We start from the raw sequence: 18,586 nt of genomic DNA, 5'->3' as shown, positions 1-18,586 counted from the left end.
GGGCGCTTAGCTCAGCGGGAGAGCACTCGGTTTACACCCGAGCGGTCGTTGGTTCGATCCCAACAGCGCCCACCGAGGGATAGGTTGGGCGGCTTACTCGAAACAAGGGCGTCCCGACCAAAATTAAGGTGCCGGAACCCCATTGCCGGCCACAGCTCGGCCGTGACATGAATCAAACCGAGATAGCTCGTGGAGCGTGATGGCTGCCAGCCTTCGGATCGAGATCTTTCCGAGCGACCTCGATACCACCGTCGCCTTCTACCAGTCGGCATTGGCGTTCACCCTGGAACGGGACGAGCGGCTGGCCGAGACCCCCTACGTCGCGCTTCGGCGGGATGGCATCCGGATCGGCGCGCGCCAGTCAGCCGAACCGGTATCGAGGGACGCCCGTCGGTTACCTGCCGGCACCGAGATCGTCTTCGAGGTCGATGACCTGCACGCCGAGCGCGAGCGCATCCTGGCGGCCGGGTACGAGCTGGCCGAAGACCTGACCGCCAGGAGTTGGGGCCTCGCCGACCTGCGACTCTTCGACCCTGACGGCTACTACCTCCGCCTCACAACCCATTGACCGGGAAGGGGGAGACCAACCTCCTCGGTGGGATGACGCTGACTGGCCGGCAGCGTAGAGCCGGCGGGCTTCACTGACCTGGCTGGGGACAGAGCCCCAGTTGCTTTCCGAAAGAAGCAGAAGCGTTTCGGGGTTGGCGCCTGTCGCATCAGCGTGGCGGATCCCGGTGACTGCGATGCGGGATACCCTCCCCAGGTGCGCAGCTACGATGCCTCAAATCCACACCGACCAGTGTGGTGTGGAGCGCGATGACCGACCTGCGTCGCCAAAAATTGAAGCAGGGCTTGTGCCAACTGAACGATGACGAGCTCCACAAGATCATCGATTACCGAGATCACGGCGGCCAGATGGTCTATGACAATTACAACTACGAGGAGTCGACCGGCTTCTATTGACCTCTGGCCATAGGGCTCGGGGTCCCCGAGTGGGTGCAGCAACATGATGACCCGGCGGCAATGACAGATGACAGGGTCCGCGAGCTCATGTATGAGCTTGGCGGAGACCGTCCGGGATTCACGTTGAATCCGATGAGAGGCACGGCCGGCGACTTCTACCGGGATAATCGTGCTCAGGATATTCATGACTTGTGCCAGGAAATTATCGTCGAACGTCACCGTCGCGCCACCGATGATGAGAACGATGACGAACTCTGAGGAGAGCGCTGATCTACTGCAGCACACAGGCGAAATTCAGCGCGTCCGTCATTGCGACGAGCCGAACGTGACGACCACAAGCTCCATGACGGCTCACGTTCGACGCGGCAGGTTCATAGTGGTCACCGGCATCGACGGCGCAGGCAAGAGCACGGTAAGCCACGAGTTGGTGAAGGCACTCGATGAAGCCGGCCTGGGGGCCACGCTGCTTCCGGGTCGCCATGCCCTGCCACCGAGTGATCCGCCGTTCCTCAACCGGCATCTCGAGCGCGTGCAAGCCGCTGTGTGGGAGACCGATGGTGACGACAGGCAGGACCTGTTCGGCCACCGTCACTACTTCTTGCTACTGGCTGCCTGGTACGAGGCCTTGGACAGGCTGGTCCTGCGTCCGGCGCTCGGGGCCGGGCGTACGGTCGTCTGTGATGGTTGGACCCACAAGCTTCTTGCCCGGTCGATGGAGCGTACGGAAATCAGTGCGAGCCTTGTGCGGGCGTGCTTCGATGATCTGGCGCAGCCTGATCTGACGTTGTTCCTCGACGTGCCACCAACCGTGTGCGCTGCGCGAAAGGATGCGATCAGCCGTTCGGAGGCAGGCCATCATGATGGCTATGGTGGCGACCGACGCGCTAGTTTCGTTGACTACCAGACACGCATACGTGCCAACCTTCTTGCAGTCAGCCGCACGCAGGGACGTACGGAGCTGGTTGACGCCAGTCGCCCCTCGGTCGACGTGACCGCGAGTTGCCTGCGCTGGATCCTGGCCGGTTAGTTCGATGCTGAAACTCACTGCGACTCAGCGGGCCGGCAGCCCTCGGCGCACTGCGACGGCGTGGGGCCTACTTGGCTCCACTGAAGCGGCGGCTTGCTCCGAGGTAGACGCAACCGTGCTCACCGCCCTGATCCACACCCAGCACGATCGCAAAGCCGCCCACGAGGCAGCCGGGCGAACCACCGAGCCAGGCGCATAGACAGGGCGGTTCTCACTATGTCATTGGTAGTTCTCGGTCCGTCGGCCAACATGACGCGAGCCGCGCACAATCTCGAGACCGACCTCATCATTGTGCAACCGCCTGGCGCCTCGAAGGCGGAATTCGTCCGTCCAGAGCGGGATGAGCTGTACACCGTCGACTATGTCGATGCGGATGAATTGGCCTCCTTCGCGCGAGTGCTGCGTAGCCGTGGCGACGTCGCTGGCGTGGTGTCAACGACTGAGCGTGGGCTTGAGCCGGCGGGGAGGCTGGTCGAGGACCTTGGAGTCGCAGGGACTGCGCTGCAGACTGTTATGGCCTCGCGCGACAAGCGGCTGATGCGTCAGCTTCTTGCGAGGCATGCGCCAGACCTGACAGTGCCTTGTGCCTCTGCATCAGATCACGACGCTGTAGCCGACTTGCTCGGTCGAGGTGCTCGCGCCATCTTCAAGCCGGCCTTCGGCACCGGCAGCGCAGGCGTGCAGACAGTGTCCACCATCGCCGATCTCGAGCGTATTCCGGCGCAAGCTCGCGAAGAGGGCCTGGTCGAAGCGTTCATGTCCGGGGTGGAGGTCACGGTCGAAACGCTCAGCTCGGCCGGCCGCCACGCCATTCTGGGCGTGGCCGAGAAGTGGATCACCGACAACTTCGTCGAGGTCGGACACGTCATGCCGCCGCCGTCTCTGTCCCCAGCGCAGCTTGAACGGGTGGGCACGGCCGTAAGCCGGCTGCTGGACGTCATCGGGCTTACCGACGGCGTGGCTTGCACCGAGGTGATGGTGGAGGGGAACGATGTGAAGATCGTAGAGACCCACAATCGGCTCGGCGGCGACGGCGTGGCTGACCTGGTCCACGCCACTACGGGTGTGGATTGGAGATTGACTTCGCTTGGCTGGCCGGTGGGCGAACTCCCGGAGCGAGGGCGATGCCGCGCTGACGCGGCGGCGATGGTGTTCTTCGTCGCCGACGAGGGCGTGGTCGCGTCCGTCCTGGGGCAGGCGCCGGAGCTGGCAGACGTGACGTTCGAGCTGTGGGCCCCCTCGGTAGAAGTGGGCGACACAGTAGGCCGGCTCAGGAGCTCCGACGATCGGCTGGGCGCCGCCCGCCTCGTCGGCCCCGACCCTCATACCTGCGCGAAGGCGCTGGAACACGTGCTGTCCCTGAAAGCAGTGAAGACGGTGCGTGCATAGCGATGCGCCCCTTGATCATCAATCGTCATTCGCTGCGGTGGACGTTGGGTGAGCATGGTCGATACGTGCCGACCCAGCCCGACCACCGCGCCTTACTCACCCGGACCTTCGGCGGCGGGCTAGAGGGATACCGCAGCGCCGACTTTCCCGACGTGACGATCTGCGACATGACGCGGAAGGGCCACCTGGAGCGCGTGGCGAAGTGGCTGATCGAATCGCGGCAGTTGACGCATGTGGTCGCCTTGCACGAGAAGGACATGATCCTGGCGGCAACACTGCGGGAGCGGTATGCGCTGCCTGGAATGACAGTGGATGAGACATTGCCCTTCCGTGACAAGGTGCACATGAAGGACGGCCTCGTCGCGGCAGGGTACAAGAACGTGCCCGCATATCTTCCGGTCACGACGGCGCCGGCACATCCTCTCCCGTGGAGTGGCCGGACAGTGGTGAAGAGCAGATGGGGGTTGGGCGCATCTGAGGTCAGGGTGGTTGACGATCCTGCCGACATCGCTGCCGCAATCGAGGAGCTGCACGCCGACCCGGCAACGCTAGAAGTCGAACAGTTCGTAGACGGCGCGATGTACCACTGCGATTCGGTGGTCTACGACGGCGAAGTCCTGTTCGTCTCGGTCGGTGAGTACCTGCAGCCGCCTGGCAAGTTCGCTTCGGAGCGGTATCAGGGCTCTGTCATCGTGGGAACTGGGCCCGCCAGGGATCTTCTTGTCGAGCATAACGCGAAGGTCCTGCGGGCGCTGGGGCTCGAGGCCGCGGTCACCCATGCCGAATTCTTCCTCACTCCGGCAGGCGAGGTGGTGTTCTGTGAGGTCGCGGCACGCCCTGGCGGCGGCGGGCTCAGCGAGATCATTCGCTTCACGTACGGGGTCGACATAGTCGAAAGCGCGGTCCATCTGCAATTAGGTCTTACCCCGAACCTGGCGCGCGCGCCAGGTCGAGATGGCGGGTCAGACGTCTACGGCGTGCTGGGCATCTTCCAGCATGTCCTGGTCGAGGACCTGCGTGACTTCCTGACGCGGCAGGTAGCCGGAATCATGTCTTACGACTTCATGCGCCCCGAGGTCCCGGGGCGCGTGCGCCACGCGACTGATTACGGACACAAGCTGATCCTGCGGGCGTCCTCGCGCGCAGAGTTCGATGAGCGACTCACGCAGATATTGACGCTTCTTGACGACAGATGTTCTGAGAGGAGCTGACTGCCGCTGTGTTGGTGAACATTGACAAGCTTTCGAGCGCGGACGTCGATCCCCAGCTTGCTGAACTCGCGCATACCTTCCGTCGTATAGCGACAGACGACGCGTTCCCATGCATCTTCAGCCACCTGCCATTCGCAACTGGCGCCGCCTACTTTTCGCTATGCCGACGTGAGACGGGTGTCGGTCACTCGGTATACGCAGAGTTGCGTTCGCTGCTGCAGATGATGCGCCAGCAGCCCGAGGCGATCGCGGTGATGTTCCTAGTCGGACATGCCGAGCAGGCTCCCACGACCTTGGAGGCGGACCTCCAACTCGCACGGTCGATCGTGACGACAGTTCGGGCAGAGGAGTGCCTCAACCACGGCCCCGAGTCACTGCCTCCGTCGGACGCCACGTGGTCGTTGAAGGTCGATGGGGTGGAGATCTTCGTCAACTTCAGCTCACCCAACCACCTCGCTCGCAACAGCCGTAACGTTGGCCCGGCGTTCACTGTCATCGCGCAGGCCCGTGCCTCGTTCGACCATGGGGGCCGGGCTGGTCCGGCTGCCCGCGAACAGATACGTCGTCGGCTTACGGCGTACGACGACGTGCAGCCGCATCCATGCCTGGGCAGATACGGCGATCCGGGCAACCGAGAAGCGCTTCAGTACTTCCTCGGTGACGGCCTTACTGCGCATGACGTGTCAGAGGCGCCGCATGACTGAGATCCCCGGCTCGGAGACGGCTGCTCTCAGGAAGCTGATCGCCTCGTCCGTAGTGTCGAAGGCGGCGGATTACGGGCTTGCGTTGGTGGCGCCGCTTGCGGTGTTGGACACCACCGGATCGCCCGCCACGGCCATCCTGGTGATCTCACTCAGAGGGGTCGCCTACGTCGCGTCGCCGTTCATCGGCTCGCTGATCGACCGCTTCGAACGGCGGCTCGTCTTCGCGCTTTCCCAGCTGATGCAAGCGGCTTGTGTCGCGGTCGTAGCGATCGCCCTCGACAGTGACTATGTCGTCGCGCTCATGCTCCTGATCTCCGGCCTGGGGGGTGTCGCATCCTCGATTACGGGGCAATTCGTCCTGATACCCGAGCTGGTGGCGGCAGAGCGGCGCGGCCATGCGGTGGCCCGACTGACGTCTGCGATCGAGTTTGCGAAGGTCGGGGGTTTCCTCATCGGCGGTGTGACTGTCGGGGCATTCGGAGCCGTCAACTCGTCTCTGTTGATCGTGGCTCTGTACGCGGTCGCCGGCGGGATCGCACTCACCCTCGCGAGGGTCCGTGTGGGTTCGACCGCGCCGACCTCTTTGCGTCAGGACTTGGTATTGGGGTTCTCGTGGCTTGCCAAACCTGATATCGGTTGGCTCGTCGCGAGCATGTCAGTCGCCAACCTTGCAGTCGGTGGCCTGGGAACCGTGCTGGTCACAGTGCTCGCCGAGCACGGCTCGTCGCCGACGGTCATCTCAGTCTCGCTTGCCATCGGGTTGCTCGCAGGCGCTGTCGGAGCACGGGTAGCGCCCCGGGTCATGACTGCTCAGAGCCTGGAGATGAAAATTCTGGTGTACCAAGCTGTCGCGGCGTTAGCACTGATAGCCATCGCGACAGAGATCAGCAATGCGGTGCTGATCAGTGGCTTCGCCGTGATGTCAGTGGCGCTCGGCATGAGCAACGTTGCCTCTATCTCGTTCCGGCAGGACGTGATTCCCGTTGCTGTCGCCGGCCGGGTGAACAGTGTGATTCGAATGTTCATCGCAGGGGCCATCCCGCTCTCCGGCTTCCTTTATGCGGGCGCGGAGACGGCGCACCTGTGGCTGTGGCTCCCGGCGGTGGTGCTCGCGGGGTTCTCCCTCTTCATCTGGATAACTTATATGGTGAAATTCGAGCGCAGACGAGGCAAAGCGTATGCCAAGTAGCTTATGGCTGATCCTGGGGCAGATAGGGCTCGGATTCGCGGGGCTGGAATCAAGGACCTCGCACGGTGCCTTTGCGTTACGGCTGCCTAGCCCGCCTTCGGGGGACCCGCCGGCTGTGTTGTGGCTGAAGTATGACGACATCCTGGCCGACGAGGTCCTCTGGTGCCCTGGTGACGCCGAAACCGGCAGCGGGCAGCCGCTGCCGACCATAACGGGGCAGAGCGCGGTCTGGACTGGTGTGGCATTCGATGTCCGTGCCCAAGCGCTTCAGCTCGGTGGCAGCAACGGCAGGCTGCCGGAGCTGGCGCCGACGTTCGTGGTGCACGAACAGCGGGGTACGCAAGCCGATGACGTGCGGCGCACGGTGTATGCCTGCTCCCGCATCCGGGAGTCGGGGCTTTTGTTCGCGCGGGTCGGCCAGGACAGCGCCGACGGGACAAGCCCGCTGCTGGAGTCGGTGATGCGCGTCGCGACAGCGAATCCCGTGATCTTGCGCCGGATGAGTGATGAGTCTCGGCAGACCACGAATCTTTTCCCAGACATCGAGATCGAGCTCAAGTTCACCTTCGACCAGGAGGTGTCACCCTGGGTTGTCACGTCGAACCTGGCGGCAGCAGTTCAAAGACGAGAGCTGCCCGACTTCATTCCCGACGTCGGCAACGAGTACCAACGATGGAGCTATGAACAGGACACCTTCGCGCTCGAGCGGGAAGGCGTATCGGTCGGGTATGCGGCGTTCATGTTGACACCCAGCCAGGAGTACGTCGTGAAGTACAAGATGTACCCGGCCGACGCGCTCCGGCGGCAGGAGACGTTCGACATGAACGTACGAATCGAGCCCTCGCATTTCTCGGAGTACCTTCGCCGAGCGCTGCCTGACGTGACAGCAACAGCGCTTCCGCACATGACGAGGTCTCGGTTCGACGTCAACGTCCAGTCAACGCGAACCGGTCACTATTTCGGGCTCGAGATGGACGAGGTCACAGCAGCAGGTCAGACGATGCGCCAGCTCGAGTTGGAATATCACCGATCCCAACTCGTGTCCGGCTGCGAAGAGGAAACGGTGGAGCCGGAGCTGATGCGGTTGAGAGACCTGGTCGCGCGCACCCTTTCGGAGTGGGGCTACAGCTACCGCGTCGACTACTTCTCCAAGCTCAGTTTCCTTAGGTCCTTGCAGGGGGATGCCTCAGAGTGAGCGGTGGGCTCACTGCTGACGGCTGATCAGAGCTGTCGCTGCGCGTGGTCACTCCGCGGGCCCAGTGGACGGCCAGCTCGTTGCGGGCGCCGAAGCGCTCCAGGTGCCGGCCGAGGACGTCCTCGACGACCGCTACCGCGGCGGGATCCGAACCCGTCGCCGTGAGGGTGAGGACGCCGTCGCCGACAATGATCCGCCCCGTAGCGTCGCCCATCATGGCGGTCGAGATTCCGCCGTCGGTGCTGAACGACACCTTCCGGCCGAGATGCGCGACCAGCTGCTTGGCGTAGCGCTCCGGGGTGGCGGTGGCCACATCCGCGCGGGAGAACACGGCCGTCAGCCGATCAGGTGCTTGACGGCGGTGGCCAGCTCGGTCGCCGGCCGGCCCAGCAGCCGCTCCAGGTCGGTGACCGGAACGTCGAGTTCGCCGGCTGCGGCGCCGCGCTCCAGAGCGGTGACGAACGCGGCGGTTCCGGCGTCGAGGCCGGCCGCGACCAGGCCCGCCTCGAACTCCGCCAGGGTCACATCCCGGTACGGCAGTTCCCGGCCGACAGCCGCCGAGAGCGCCGCGGCCAATTCGCCCATCGTGAACGCCGGCCCACCGAGTTCGTACACGCCGGGAGCAGCATCATCGACCAGCGCCGCCACAGCTGCCTCGGCGTAGTCCGCACGCGGCGCAGCAGCGATCCGCGCCGCACCCGTCGCGCCGATGATCGCGCCAACGGCCAGGTACTGCTCCAGCTGGCCGGTGTAGTTCTCCAGGTACCAGGAGTTGCGCAGCAGCAGCGTCGGAATCCCGGACGCGAGCAGCAGCGCCTCGGTGGCCCGGTGCTCTGCGCCCAGTGGCATGGAGTTCTCCCCGGCCCGCGCGATCGAGGTGTACGCGATGCGCGAGACGCCCGCGGCCCGGGCGGCCTCGATGATCATGCGGTGCTGCCGCTCGCGTTGCCCGACCTCGCTGCCGGAGACGAACAGCAGCCGGTCGACGCCGGCGAACGCAGTCCCCAGCGCGTCCGCGTCGTTGTAGTCGGCCACCCGTACCTGCACGCCCCGCTCCGCGAGCGGCTGCGCCTTCGCCGCATCCCGGACGACTGCGACGACATTCTGGGCAGGCACGCCTCGATCGAGCAGCGCGAGCACGGCGAGGTGGCCGAGGTGTCCGGTGGCGCCGGTAACCGCGTAGGTAGACATGAGGCAAGCATCCTTCAGGTAGTTGAGTATTCAAGCAATCATGGATGGAACTGCCCCAAGGCGTCAGCTATTCCACGAGCGGATCGGTCCGCAGAGCAGCTCGGTCTGCCCGGCAGGGGCGCTCAGCCGGGTATGTACAGTCGAACTGGCCGCCCTGATCGAGGGCCTGGCGCCGCATCACTTCTCCGGAGCTTCGTTCCATGCCCTCTCCGCCCACCGTCCCCGTCGCCGGTCCGCCGATCCAGGGGGTACGCGCCGGCGTCCGCGGCACCTACGTCGCCTTCATCGGCTCCGGATTCGCCTTCGCGAGCTGGGCCTCGCGCATCCCGCAGGTGCGGGACCGGCTGCACCTGTCGGCCGCGCAGCTCGGCCTGGTGCTGCTGTGCATCGCCGCCGGCTCGCTGCTGGCCCTTCCACTCTCCGGCCCGGTCGTGCACCGGCTCGGCTCCCGGCGGACCGTGGCGGGAATGGCGGTGCTGCTCGCGGCCGGCCTGGCGACCGTCGCCCTGGGCTACCTGGCGGGCATCGTCCCCGTGGTCGTGGGGCTGTTCCTGCTCGGCTTCGCCAACGGCGCCTGGGACGTGGCCATGAACGTCCAGGGAGCGCTGGTCGAGCGCCATCTCGGCCGCTCGATCATGTCGCGGTTCCATGCCGGCTTCAGCCTCGGCACCGTCGCCGGAGCGCTGGTCGGCGCAGCCATGGTCGCCCTGCGGGTGCCGGTCACCGCGCACCTGCTGGTGGTCGCGATCGTCGTCGGGCTCGTCGTCCCGTGGGGCGCCCGTGCCTTCGTCGACGATGCGGCCGGCGTCTCCGAGCAGGAGGAGGGAGGCGGTCAGCGGAGCGCGCTGGCTGCCTGGCGAGAGCCCCGCACGCTGCTGATCGGCGTCTTCGTGCTGGCGTTCGCGTTCGCCGAGGGCACCGGCAACGACTGGATCGGCATCGCCACGATCGACGGCTACGGCGCCTCGGCGACGGTCGGCACCCTGGCGTTCGCGGTGTTCCTGTCGGCGATGACGGTGGGACGCTGGTTCGGGCCGGGGCTGCTGGACCGGTACGGCCGGGTGCCGGTCCTCAGGCTGCTGTCGGTGCTCGGCATCGCCGGGACGCTGCTGTTCGTCTTCGCGCCCGGCACGCCGCTGGCGTTCGCCGGCGCCGTCCTGTGGGGCCTCGGCGTCTCCCTCGGCTTCCCGGTCGGCATGAGCGCCGGGGCGGACGAGCCGCAGCACGCCGCCGGCCGGGTCAGCGTCATCGCCTCCATCGGCTACTGCGCCTTCCTGGCCGGACCGCCCACGGTCGGGTTGCTCGGTGACCACATCTCGGTGCTACGCGCGCTCACCGCGGTCGCGGTCCTGCTCGGGCTCGCCGCGCTCATCACCGCGGTGGTCGCTCCGCCGCGGCCGTCCTGAACAGGGGCTCCGTCCGGCCGGCCCGGGTCAGCCGCTGAAGGCCTCGTCCACGGCGTCGGCGAACTCGGCCATCGAGTCGAACCTCAGGTTGTAGCTCCACTCCGCGCTGGGCTCGGGCGTCGCTCCCTGGCCCGAACGGTCGTGCCGGCGGTCGATCCAGACCGACGGCAGGCCCTCCCGCTTGGCCACCACGTGGTCGTGGAACAGGCTCTGCGCCACGTGCAGCAGCTCGGAGCGGTCGATGCCGAGGTCGGTCAACGTCGCGTAGAGGGCGCGGAAGTGGTTGTCGGCGGGCTTGTAACCGCCCACGTCCTCGGCGGTGATGATGGCGGCGAAGTCACCGCGCAGCTGCCGGTTGCTGCCGGCGAAGCCGTCGCGGTGCACGTTGGAGACGATGATCAGCTTGTAATGCCTGGCCAGCCGGGCGAGGGCGTCCGCGGAGTCGGGGAACGCCGGCCAGTCGGGCACCGAGTCGCCGAGCCGCTGCGCCCACTCCTGGCTCACCTGGCGGCCGAGGCCGTCCCCGAGCCGGCGGAAGGCGGTGGCCAGGACGTCGGGATAGCGCGTCGTCGGGGCCTCCCGTTCGATGGCCGCCTCGTGATCGCCGTAGGCGAGCAGCAGCTCCTCGTCGCTGAGGTCGAGCCCTTGTACCCGCGCCCACTGGCCCAGCACCTCGGCGATGCCCGTCTCCCAGTCGATCAGGGTGCCGTAGCAGTCGAAGCTGAGCGCCTTGTACTGGGTGAGATCGAGGTCGGAGGTCATCGGTGGGCTCCTTCGCGCGGTGAGGCGAACGATCAGTCGCCTCGATGGGTCAAGTCAACCGCAGGAAGAGCCCGAGGCGGGTCTCAGCTCGGAGGAGGAGGCGTCATCCTTTTCAGCGCGCCGAACTCCAAGCCCTGCGGGCATGGATTTGCCGCCTGACTGCACTCCAGGTAGGCGTTCAACGCGTTGTCCAGCGATGTGCGCGATGCTCGTGACAGTCCCCACCCGAGTGGCACGCCGATCTGCGCGACCCGTTGCGGGGCGATCGTCACTGTCTTGTGGGGCAACAACTGGCCGACGAGGCCGCGAAGTCGTTCTACGCGTGCCTGCGACGCCTGATCTTGCGCTTTCGGTGTCTCCAGCCAGCTGTCCGCAATGGCCTGTGAGCGTGCCAGCAGCGCCCCCGGGCTATTCAAGATGGCCGCACCGGAGGACTTATTAAGGGGCGGAATGATCAGCTCTGGCTTCGGTTTAGAGGCCGACGCCACCTTGCCCACGCTCGCGACGGGCTTGTTGTGCAGGTAGACGAGCATCGGCACTATCACCGGCTGATCGGATCCAGGCAGGAGTGCCTCGGCGTTCGCGGCGCGAATAGCCGGCATCAATTCCGTCATAGCGGCGTTGAGTGTGTCGATGCCGCTGTTCTCGCTATAACCGCCGTCGATGACCTGATCAACGGTCTTCCTGTCACCATCGCAGGCTCGGATCACCCCGGACGGTGTGACGTAGGGGAATCGCGCTGCCAACATCGACGCAGTCGAGGTGTGGATTCCGCTATAGCACGGGTGGGCGTCGAAGAGGTCGTACCCTCCTGGCACGGGCGCCGTAGGGCTCTCGCAATCACCTCGGTCTTCGTGGCCGGTCTTCACGTTGGCGACGATCTTCACGTTGGCGACGAGGACACGGCATTGGCGTAAGACGGATGTGCCGTTGAAGATGGTGGACCACGGCGCTCTCGTCGTGGGGGCTGACGGAAAAGCTGCGTCGAGTGTTGATACACGATCCCACTGGTCTTCCATAAGCGCAGCGCGGTCGGGGTAGTGGTACTCGCCTGTGCCGACTGTCCGGAGGTTGACACCGAGGAAGCCCGCGACAAGATCCCGGGAAAGCATGCCCGCTATACCCGAGGCGACCGCGTCCTGTCCGGCGATGGACTTCAGCTCCGCCTGAGGGTCAGCCGCGGTCGCCAGCAGGCCGAGGCCGACGGCCCCTCCGCTTACTCCGCTGGTGAGGAGGACCGAGTTCCGGCAGTCGGGGCCGGTCAAGGCGTCCATGGCCTTGACCGTCCACCACGCCGCCCGGATGCCACCGCCCTCAGCGGCGACAAACAGCAGCGGGCGGACCCGCACGGACTCTGCGCCCGATCCCGCCGGGATCGTGCACGATGCGGTCTGCTTCCACGTGCTGAATGCCTCACTCAGATGGACGCGCTGGGTGGTGGGCGAGTCGCCCGATTGCCCGCGCGCCTCATGGAACGAGTTGCTGCGTCCGACGATCGTGGAGATCACGCCGATGACGACCATGAGGGCGATCACCGGGGTGCGATGCAGCGTGATCGCGCGGAAGAGAGCTGGCGGCTCGACGGCCTGCGCGGCGACGCTCAAGGTTGCGAAGAAGAGTGCGAGCACCCCAAGACACAGGCCGACCACGCCCACTGCGCCGACCACCCGCGCGATGTGCTGCGGGAACACCAGCAACACCGTGGCCGCGATGACGGTCGCCAGGCCCGGCAGGCCGATAGACCAGAGCGTCGATACCGGACCGATCGATTCGCCGCCTACGAGTCCTGCTTGGCGCTCGTCGGTCGCCGGGGCGCCGATAAGTTGCGGGTGTACATAGCGGAAGAGAGGGCGGACCGTAAACTCCGCGTCCCCAAGGAGCTTCGGCGGCCGGGACACCCGCAGCGCCAGATACATGACCACGCAGGCGGCCAGAGAGCTGACGATCACGACGAGCATCGCGAGCCGGGTTTGGTCACCGATCAGCATCGCTGGGGTGTACGCGCGGGCGACGCTGATCAGCAGTAGCGCGACGACCGCCCAGGCGAGCATGCGTCCCGTTCTCCAGGCGAACGCGCGGAACCGCGGGTCGTCGGGTAGGGGCCGACGGCGGTCGGGGAGGTCTTTCAGCCAGCAGACGAGAAATTGCAGCACGGCTAGCACGCCGACGACACACCACAGCGTCGGCCAGTAGATACGCGCCAGCTCAGTGAAGTGAAGCAGCGCGGCAGCAGCGAGCACGACGCCAGCTGTGCTCGCCCATGGCAGGGAGCGCAGTCGTGCCCAGAGCGCCCTCGGTACGGCGGTGGCAGCTGTGGACTGTGGCTGGACGTGCAGTCCGGCCACGTTGACACTGGAGACGTATCGCAGCACAGCGCCGAGCGCGCACATCGCGGCGAGCGCTGTCAACGCGACCATGGCGCCGCGAATCACGCCGTCGTCAGTCAGGAACCATGACCGTTCGATGTCGACGCCCTGCTGCAGGATGTCGCCGCCGGGAACGACCAGGAGCGCAGACAGCGCGGCGAGCAGGATGAGTTGGAAGCGATGCACCTTCACTACGCGTCTCGCGGCGGCGAAGCGCGCCTTGGCGGCGTCAGCAACAAAAAAGCTGTAAGCGCTGATGATGACGAGGAAGGCCGCGGCCAGCCACTTGAGCAGCGACGCCCACGGCAAGACCGCTGACCACGACGAGTCGTAGGCGTCAGGCGGGTCGTAGGTGATGACAGCGCCACTGCTTGGCAGGGCAGCTATGGCGAGCCCGCTCACCACGTCCTCGAAGATATCGACAGCGCCGAGGATCAGGATCCACTTCAGGTGACCGAGCTTCCACCGGCAGCTCAGTCCGATAAGCATCCCGGTGTATCCGACGATGACACCGGCGTCCAGCCAGAGCGTCCAGGCGAGCCAATTGGCTACCGACACACCACCTTGCGCCGCAGTCGCCCACGCCGTAAAGGCATCGCTCTTGTTGGAGTCGAAGGGGAAGCTCCAGAGCGTGCTCGCCGGGTAGGAGTTGCCGTTGATCGACACGTCAGCCACTAGCGCTGACACCTCGCTGATCGCGAGAGCTGACGCGAATAGCAGGGTCGCGAACACACCGATCCACCGTGCCCTGGCCATCGCGATCACGGGCCTTTCCGCTGGCGCACTCTTTGTGGGTGTGAGCCACTCTCGACCACATCAATCGGCAAGTCAATGACCGGGCAGTCGAACCACACAAGGTGAAGACGGCTAAGCGTGACTTGAATAGAAGAATGCGAAACGTCGTCAGGATGGACACCGATTCATGTGTGGACTGCCGAGCTTCGCTGTAGATGGAAGCGTGGTTATCCGTGCCTTTGCAGGAGCTTCAGAAGCCGTTCACACGACGACTTCTCCAGCAGCACATACCGCTGCCCGGTACGAATCGGAGGGAATGCACAAAGTGGCTTCTGCGTATAACACCTTGTGGGGGCCAGCGGAAACACGATCAACTACAGGCAGCTCATTGCCGGGACGTCTCCTACCGGCGGAACCTGCCCGAACCGATCACCGGTAGTCCTCCAGCGTCTCGGTCCACCGGATGTCCAGGGTCGCGCGGTGGAACCCGCCGGACAGCGTCCGGGTGTGGCGCAACCGGGGCCGGGCGGTTGGCTGCCGCCGCCCGGCCCGGCGGCCGGATCAGTGGTTGATCTGGAACCAGGGCTGGGCCCAGCCGGAGTAGCTCTGGCCCCACTTGGACTTGATCTCGGAGATGGTGGTTCTGGTGAAGGTGCCGCTGCCGTGGATATCGGTGGACAGGAAGTAGCCGCCGCCGATGGAGATCATCACGTGCTCGTAGCCCTGGGATCCGCCGGAGAAGAACGCCAGTCCACCAACCTCGCAGAGGCGGCAACCCGGGCATCCTGCTCAGCGGCACAGCTCAACCTGGCAGCGCTACGAGCACCCCGCGGGAGCGGAAGCGAATAACCGCTGGCGGCGGTCGGCTAGCGTCGCCAACCGTGAGCGCAACGATCCTGGTCAGCGACGTCAGCGCCGCCTATGGCTCGCGCTGGCTGTTCCGGGGCCTGGACATGGTCGTCGCGCCCGGCGCCGTCATCGGGCTGGTAGGGCCCAACGGCGCCGGCAAGACCACCCTGCTGCGGATGCTGGCCGGGCTCGCCCAGCCGGAGACGGGCGCCATCACCCGGGCGCCGGCCGAGGCGACCGTCGGCTACCTGGCGCAGGAGCCGGACCGGCGCGCCGGTGAGACGCTGGCCGCCTTCCTGCACCGGCGCACCGGTGTCGGCGACGCGACCGAGGCGATGGAGCGGACCGCCGCCGCGCTGGCCGACGGGCCCCGCGCCGAGGCGGAGTACTCGGCAGCCTTCGAGCAGTGGCTCAACCTCGGCGGGGCGGACCTGGAGGACCGGATACCGGCAGTGCTCGCCCAGCTGGGCCTGGATGCCGATCCGCAGGCGGAGATGATGTCGCTGTCCGGTGGCCAGGCGGCCCGGGCGGCGCTGGCCTCGTTGCTGCTGGCCCGCTTCGACGTCTTCGCCCTGGACGAGCCGACCAACGACCTGGACCTGGCCGGCCTGGAGTTGCTCGAGCGGTTCGTGACCTCGCAACGCGCCGGGCAGGTGATCGTCAGCCACGACCGGGAGTTCCTGGCCCGCACCGCTACCGAGATCGTCGAGCTGGACTCCGCGCAGCAGCAGATCGCGCACTACGCCGGCGGCTACCAGGCCTATCTGGACGAGCGCGCGATCGCCCGCCGGCGGGCCCGGGAGGCCTACGAGGAGAACGCCGAACGGCGCCAGGACCTCGTCGACCGCGCGCGCATGCAGCGCAACTGGCTGGAGAGCGGCACCCGCAACGCCCGGCGCAAGGCCGGCAAGGACCCGGACAAGATCAGCCGCAAGTTCCAGCAGGAGAGCACCGAGAAGCAGGCGGCCAAGGCCCGGCAGACCGAGCGGCTGCTGCAGCGGATGGAGGTCGTGGAGGAGCCGCGCAAGGAGTGGGAGCTGCGGCTGGAGATCGCCGCGGCGCCCCGCTCCGGATCGGTGGTGGCGGTGCTCGACCAGGCGGTGGTGACCCGCGGGGACTTCCGGCTCGGGCCGGTCAGCCTGCAGGTGGACTGGGCCGACCGGATCGCGATCACCGGCGCCAACGGCAGCGGCAAGAGCACGCTGCTGGCTGCCCTGCTCGGCCGGCTGCCGCTGTCGGAAGGACGCCAGCACCTCGGCTCCAGCGTCGTGGTCGGCGAGATCGACCAGGTCCGGGGCCTGCTCGGCGACGAAGAGACGCTGCCCCGGGCGTTCGGCCGGCTGCTGCCGGACTGGACCGACGCCGACGTCCGGACGCTGCTGGCCAAGTTCGGGCTGCGGGCCGCGCACGTCGATCGGCCGGCCGGAACGCTCTCGCCGGGGGAGCGGACCCGGGCGGCGCTGGCGCTGCTGCAGGGCCGCGGGGTGAACCTGCTGGTGCTGGACGAGCCCACCAACCACCTCGACCTGCCGGCCATCGAGCAGCTGGAGCAGGCGCTGGAGAGCTATCCGGGCACGCTGTTGCTGGTCAGCCACGACCGCCGGCTGCTGGAAGCGGTCCGGGTGACCCGGCGGATCACGCTCGCCGACGGGGCGCCGACCATCGACTGAGCCGCCGCGCCGACTGAGCCGCCGCGAGCGACTGAGCCGCCGCGAGCGACTGAGCCGCCGCGCCGACTGGCAGGTGCATAAAGCGTCTGTTAGGTAGACTCGGCAAGTGCCTTTGGATCAACCACTGCCCTTGGATCAACCTGTGCCTTCAGACCAACCCGTGCCTTCAGACCAACCCGTGCCTTCAGAACGACCCGTGCTTGCAGAGCCATCCCTGCCTTCGAACCCACCAGCGCCGTTCGGCCGACCGGTGAGCCGGCGCACCCTGCTCGGCGCGCTCGGCGGCATCGGCCTGCTGGCCGCGTGCTCCGGACCCACCGACTCCTCCAGCGCCCGGCCCACCGCCAGCAAGACGACCCGGCGGTCACCAGGCTCCGGTCCGGTGACGGTGCGGTCCTGGGCCGCTGAGCGGGGCACGCCGTTCGCCATCGCCCACCGCGGCGCCGGGGACGTCTACCCCGAGCACAGCCTGCCGAGCTACCGGGCGGCCGTGGAGCTGGGCGCGCAGTGCCTGGAGGTCAGCGTCAACATGACCTTGGACGGCGTGCTGATCTGCCTGCACGACCTGAGCTATGACCGCACCACCACGGGCAGGGGCTTCGTCGCCGATCAGCCGTCCTCGGTGCTGTCCAGGATCGCGATCCGCCAGCCCCAGCTCGGGCCGGCCTGGGTGCAGGCCCCGCTGCCCGAGATCCCCCGGCTGGAGGCGGTGCTGACCGAGTTCGGCGGCAAGGTGGTGATCGCCCTGGAGGCCAAGGACGACCGGGCGTACCCGTCGATGATCGCGATGGTGAAACGGCTCGGCCTGATGGACAGCGTCATCCTCAAGGCCTATCACTCCAGCGGCCGCATCCGGGACGCCAAGGCAGCGGGGCTGCCGATCTTCTCCTACCTGAGCCCGGCGGACATGAACGAGCCCACCATTGCCATCGCGGCGGCCCGGCTGGACCGCAACGACCTGCTGGTGATGCCCGTCGACACCGGCGACTACGTCACCTACCACCCCGACGCCCTGATCGCCTCGGCCAAGGCGCACCAGATACCGCTGGTGGTCTACCCGGTCCATCGCCGCGCCGACGCCGAGCACTACTTCCGGCTGGGGGTCAGCGGCGCGGTCACCTCCGACTACGGCTACACCACCAGCAATACCGCAGCCGCCACGACCGACAGCTGGGCCAGCAAGCGGATCTCCTCCGGCGAGAAGCCGAAGATGCCCGACAGCAGGTCACTGGCCGGCGCCTGGACCGCGGTCAACGAGCTGACCCTGGGCTCCGAGGACGCCCGGCAGTTCATCACCTTGGGCCAGCTGTGCCCGATACCCGCGGCGGCCTCGCAGTACCGGCTGACGTTCTCGGCGGCCTGGGACCGGTTGCCCGCGGACCCGTCGGCCACGGTGACGCTGGTCTTCTGCCACCTCGACGACCGCTACTACGAGGACGGGCTGAGCCTGAGCGAGGGCTACCACGCGACCATGTCCCCGGACGGCACGCTGCGGATCTACCGGCACAGCGCGAGCGCCCCGGACGAGCTGCTCGGCCAGGCCCGGTCACCACGGGTGCAGGCCGGGCAGTGGGCCACCCTGCGGCTGGACGTCTCACCCAAGTCGCTGATCTGGCGCCGCGCCGACGTCCCGGACGCCGAGGAGGTCGTGGTGCACGACTCGGCCGTCCGGGGCGGCTATGTCGCGATCGGCCGGTCCAGCTCGGACCGGCGGGCGGCGGTGTCGCTGCGGGAGTTCTCGGTCGGCTAGCTGTTCTGACCACGGACGTTAGGAACGGCGTGGCTAGCTGACTCGGCGCGTCGGTCGCTGGTGAGCCTGCTTGCTGGTGACGCCCGCAGGCCCGTGAATGGGCGCTCATGAGCGCAATTACGGGTGTGTAGTTCGGAGAATCCGGGATAAGAAGGCTGGGTTGCCTCTACCTTGGTAGA

General features: G+C 66.8%; 17 protein-coding genes and 1 tRNA gene. 13 read left to right on the top strand and 5 right to left on the bottom strand.

Annotation, left to right across the window (positions count from 1 at the left end):
- The 10 genes from VF612_RS10965 to VF612_RS10920 all read left to right on the top strand — a co-directional run bounded on the left by VF612_RS10965 (position 1) and on the right by VF612_RS10920 (position 7,678).
- Positions 1-72 (top strand) — tRNA-Val (locus tag VF612_RS10965).
- Between the two features lie 127 nt (positions 73-199).
- Positions 200-568 (top strand): VOC family protein, encoded by a 369-nt coding sequence (locus tag VF612_RS10960; RefSeq protein WP_408659888.1) that lies wholly within the window; start codon positions 200-202, stop codon positions 566-568.
- A 248-nt stretch (positions 569-816) separates the two neighbouring features.
- Positions 817-963, top strand: coding sequence for a hypothetical protein (locus VF612_RS10955; RefSeq protein ID WP_408659887.1), 147 nt, complete (start codon positions 817-819; stop codon positions 961-963).
- Positions 964-996: 33 nt separating this feature from the next.
- Positions 997-1,221: a hypothetical protein gene (locus VF612_RS10950; RefSeq protein ID WP_408659886.1), complete on the top strand. Its 225-nt coding sequence runs from the start codon at positions 997-999 to the stop codon at positions 1,219-1,221.
- On the top strand, positions 1,208-1,990 hold the full coding sequence (locus VF612_RS10945) for a dTMP kinase (protein WP_408659885.1): 783 nt from the start codon (positions 1,208-1,210) through the stop codon (positions 1,988-1,990). The genes VF612_RS10950 and VF612_RS10945 overlap by 14 nt, the downstream gene beginning before the upstream one ends.
- A 216-nt stretch (positions 1,991-2,206) precedes the next feature.
- Positions 2,207-3,379 carry an ATP-grasp domain-containing protein gene (locus VF612_RS10940; protein ID WP_408659884.1) on the top strand — a complete coding sequence of 391 codons (1,173 nt, stop codon included), beginning with the start codon at positions 2,207-2,209 and terminating at the stop codon, positions 3,377-3,379.
- 2 nt (positions 3,380-3,381) lie between these two features.
- Entirely contained in the window at positions 3,382-4,590 is a 1,209-nt protein-coding gene (locus VF612_RS10935; RefSeq protein ID WP_408659883.1) for an ATP-grasp domain-containing protein, read from the top strand.
- 8 nt (positions 4,591-4,598) lie between these two features.
- A complete protein-coding gene (locus tag VF612_RS10930) occupies positions 4,599-5,294 on the top strand; it encodes a YqcI/YcgG family protein (protein WP_408659882.1) in 696 nt (231 codons plus the stop codon).
- Positions 5,287-6,483: an MFS transporter gene (locus tag VF612_RS10925; RefSeq protein ID WP_408659881.1), complete on the top strand. Its 1,197-nt coding sequence runs from the start codon at positions 5,287-5,289 to the stop codon at positions 6,481-6,483. Before VF612_RS10930 ends, VF612_RS10925 begins: the two co-directional genes overlap by 8 nt.
- 115 nt (positions 6,484-6,598) lie before the next feature.
- A complete protein-coding gene (locus VF612_RS10920; RefSeq protein ID WP_408659880.1) occupies positions 6,599-7,678 on the top strand; it encodes a hypothetical protein in 1,080 nt (359 codons plus the stop codon).
- Here VF612_RS10920 and VF612_RS10915 read toward each other — a convergent pair.
- Positions 7,647-8,009 carry a DUF2218 domain-containing protein gene (locus VF612_RS10915; RefSeq protein ID WP_408659879.1) on the bottom strand — a complete coding sequence of 121 codons (363 nt, stop codon included), beginning with the start codon at positions 8,007-8,009 and terminating at the stop codon, positions 7,647-7,649. The genes VF612_RS10920 and VF612_RS10915 overlap by 32 nt on opposite strands.
- Before the next feature lie 5 nt (positions 8,010-8,014).
- Complete coding sequence (locus tag VF612_RS10910) at positions 8,015-8,869, bottom strand: NAD(P)H-binding protein (protein WP_408659878.1); 855 nt, start codon at positions 8,867-8,869, stop codon at positions 8,015-8,017.
- A 200-nt stretch (positions 8,870-9,069) separates the two neighbouring features.
- Between VF612_RS10910 and VF612_RS10905 the strand changes: the two genes are divergently transcribed.
- Positions 9,070-10,275, top strand: coding sequence for an MFS transporter (locus VF612_RS10905; RefSeq protein ID WP_408659877.1), 1,206 nt, complete (start codon positions 9,070-9,072; stop codon positions 10,273-10,275).
- A gap of 27 nt (positions 10,276-10,302) precedes the next feature.
- Here the strand turns inward: VF612_RS10905 and VF612_RS10900 are convergent, their stop codons facing one another.
- The 3 genes from VF612_RS10900 to VF612_RS10890 form a co-directional block, all read right to left on the bottom strand.
- A complete protein-coding gene (locus VF612_RS10900) occupies positions 10,303-11,037 on the bottom strand; it encodes an HAD-IA family hydrolase (RefSeq protein WP_408659876.1) in 735 nt (244 codons plus the stop codon).
- Positions 11,038-11,120: 83 nt separating this feature from the next.
- Complete coding sequence (locus VF612_RS10895; RefSeq protein ID WP_408659875.1) at positions 11,121-14,168, bottom strand: hypothetical protein; 3,048 nt, start codon at positions 14,166-14,168, stop codon at positions 11,121-11,123.
- A 531-nt stretch (positions 14,169-14,699) separates the two neighbouring features.
- On the bottom strand, positions 14,700-14,846 hold the full coding sequence (locus tag VF612_RS10890) for a hypothetical protein (protein WP_408659874.1): 147 nt from the start codon (positions 14,844-14,846) through the stop codon (positions 14,700-14,702).
- Between the two features lie 173 nt (positions 14,847-15,019).
- On the opposite strand from VF612_RS10890, the gene VF612_RS10885 reads away from it, so the two are divergent.
- Positions 15,020-16,657 carry an ABC-F family ATP-binding cassette domain-containing protein gene (locus VF612_RS10885; RefSeq protein ID WP_408659873.1) on the top strand — a complete coding sequence of 546 codons (1,638 nt, stop codon included), beginning with the start codon at positions 15,020-15,022 and terminating at the stop codon, positions 16,655-16,657.
- Between the two features lie 250 nt (positions 16,658-16,907).
- Positions 16,908-18,407 carry a glycerophosphodiester phosphodiesterase gene (locus VF612_RS10880; RefSeq protein ID WP_408659872.1) on the top strand — a complete coding sequence of 500 codons (1,500 nt, stop codon included), beginning with the start codon at positions 16,908-16,910 and terminating at the stop codon, positions 18,405-18,407.
- Positions 18,408-18,586 lie beyond the last annotated feature (179 nt).

It is taken from the genome of Jatrophihabitans sp. (assembly GCF_036388195.1).
In the GTDB taxonomy this organism is placed as follows: Bacteria; Actinomycetota; Actinomycetes; order Mycobacteriales; family Jatrophihabitantaceae; genus Jatrophihabitans_A.
The sequence above is the reverse complement of the archived record's forward strand: the minus strand, read 5'-3'. Positions and strand labels throughout refer to the sequence as shown.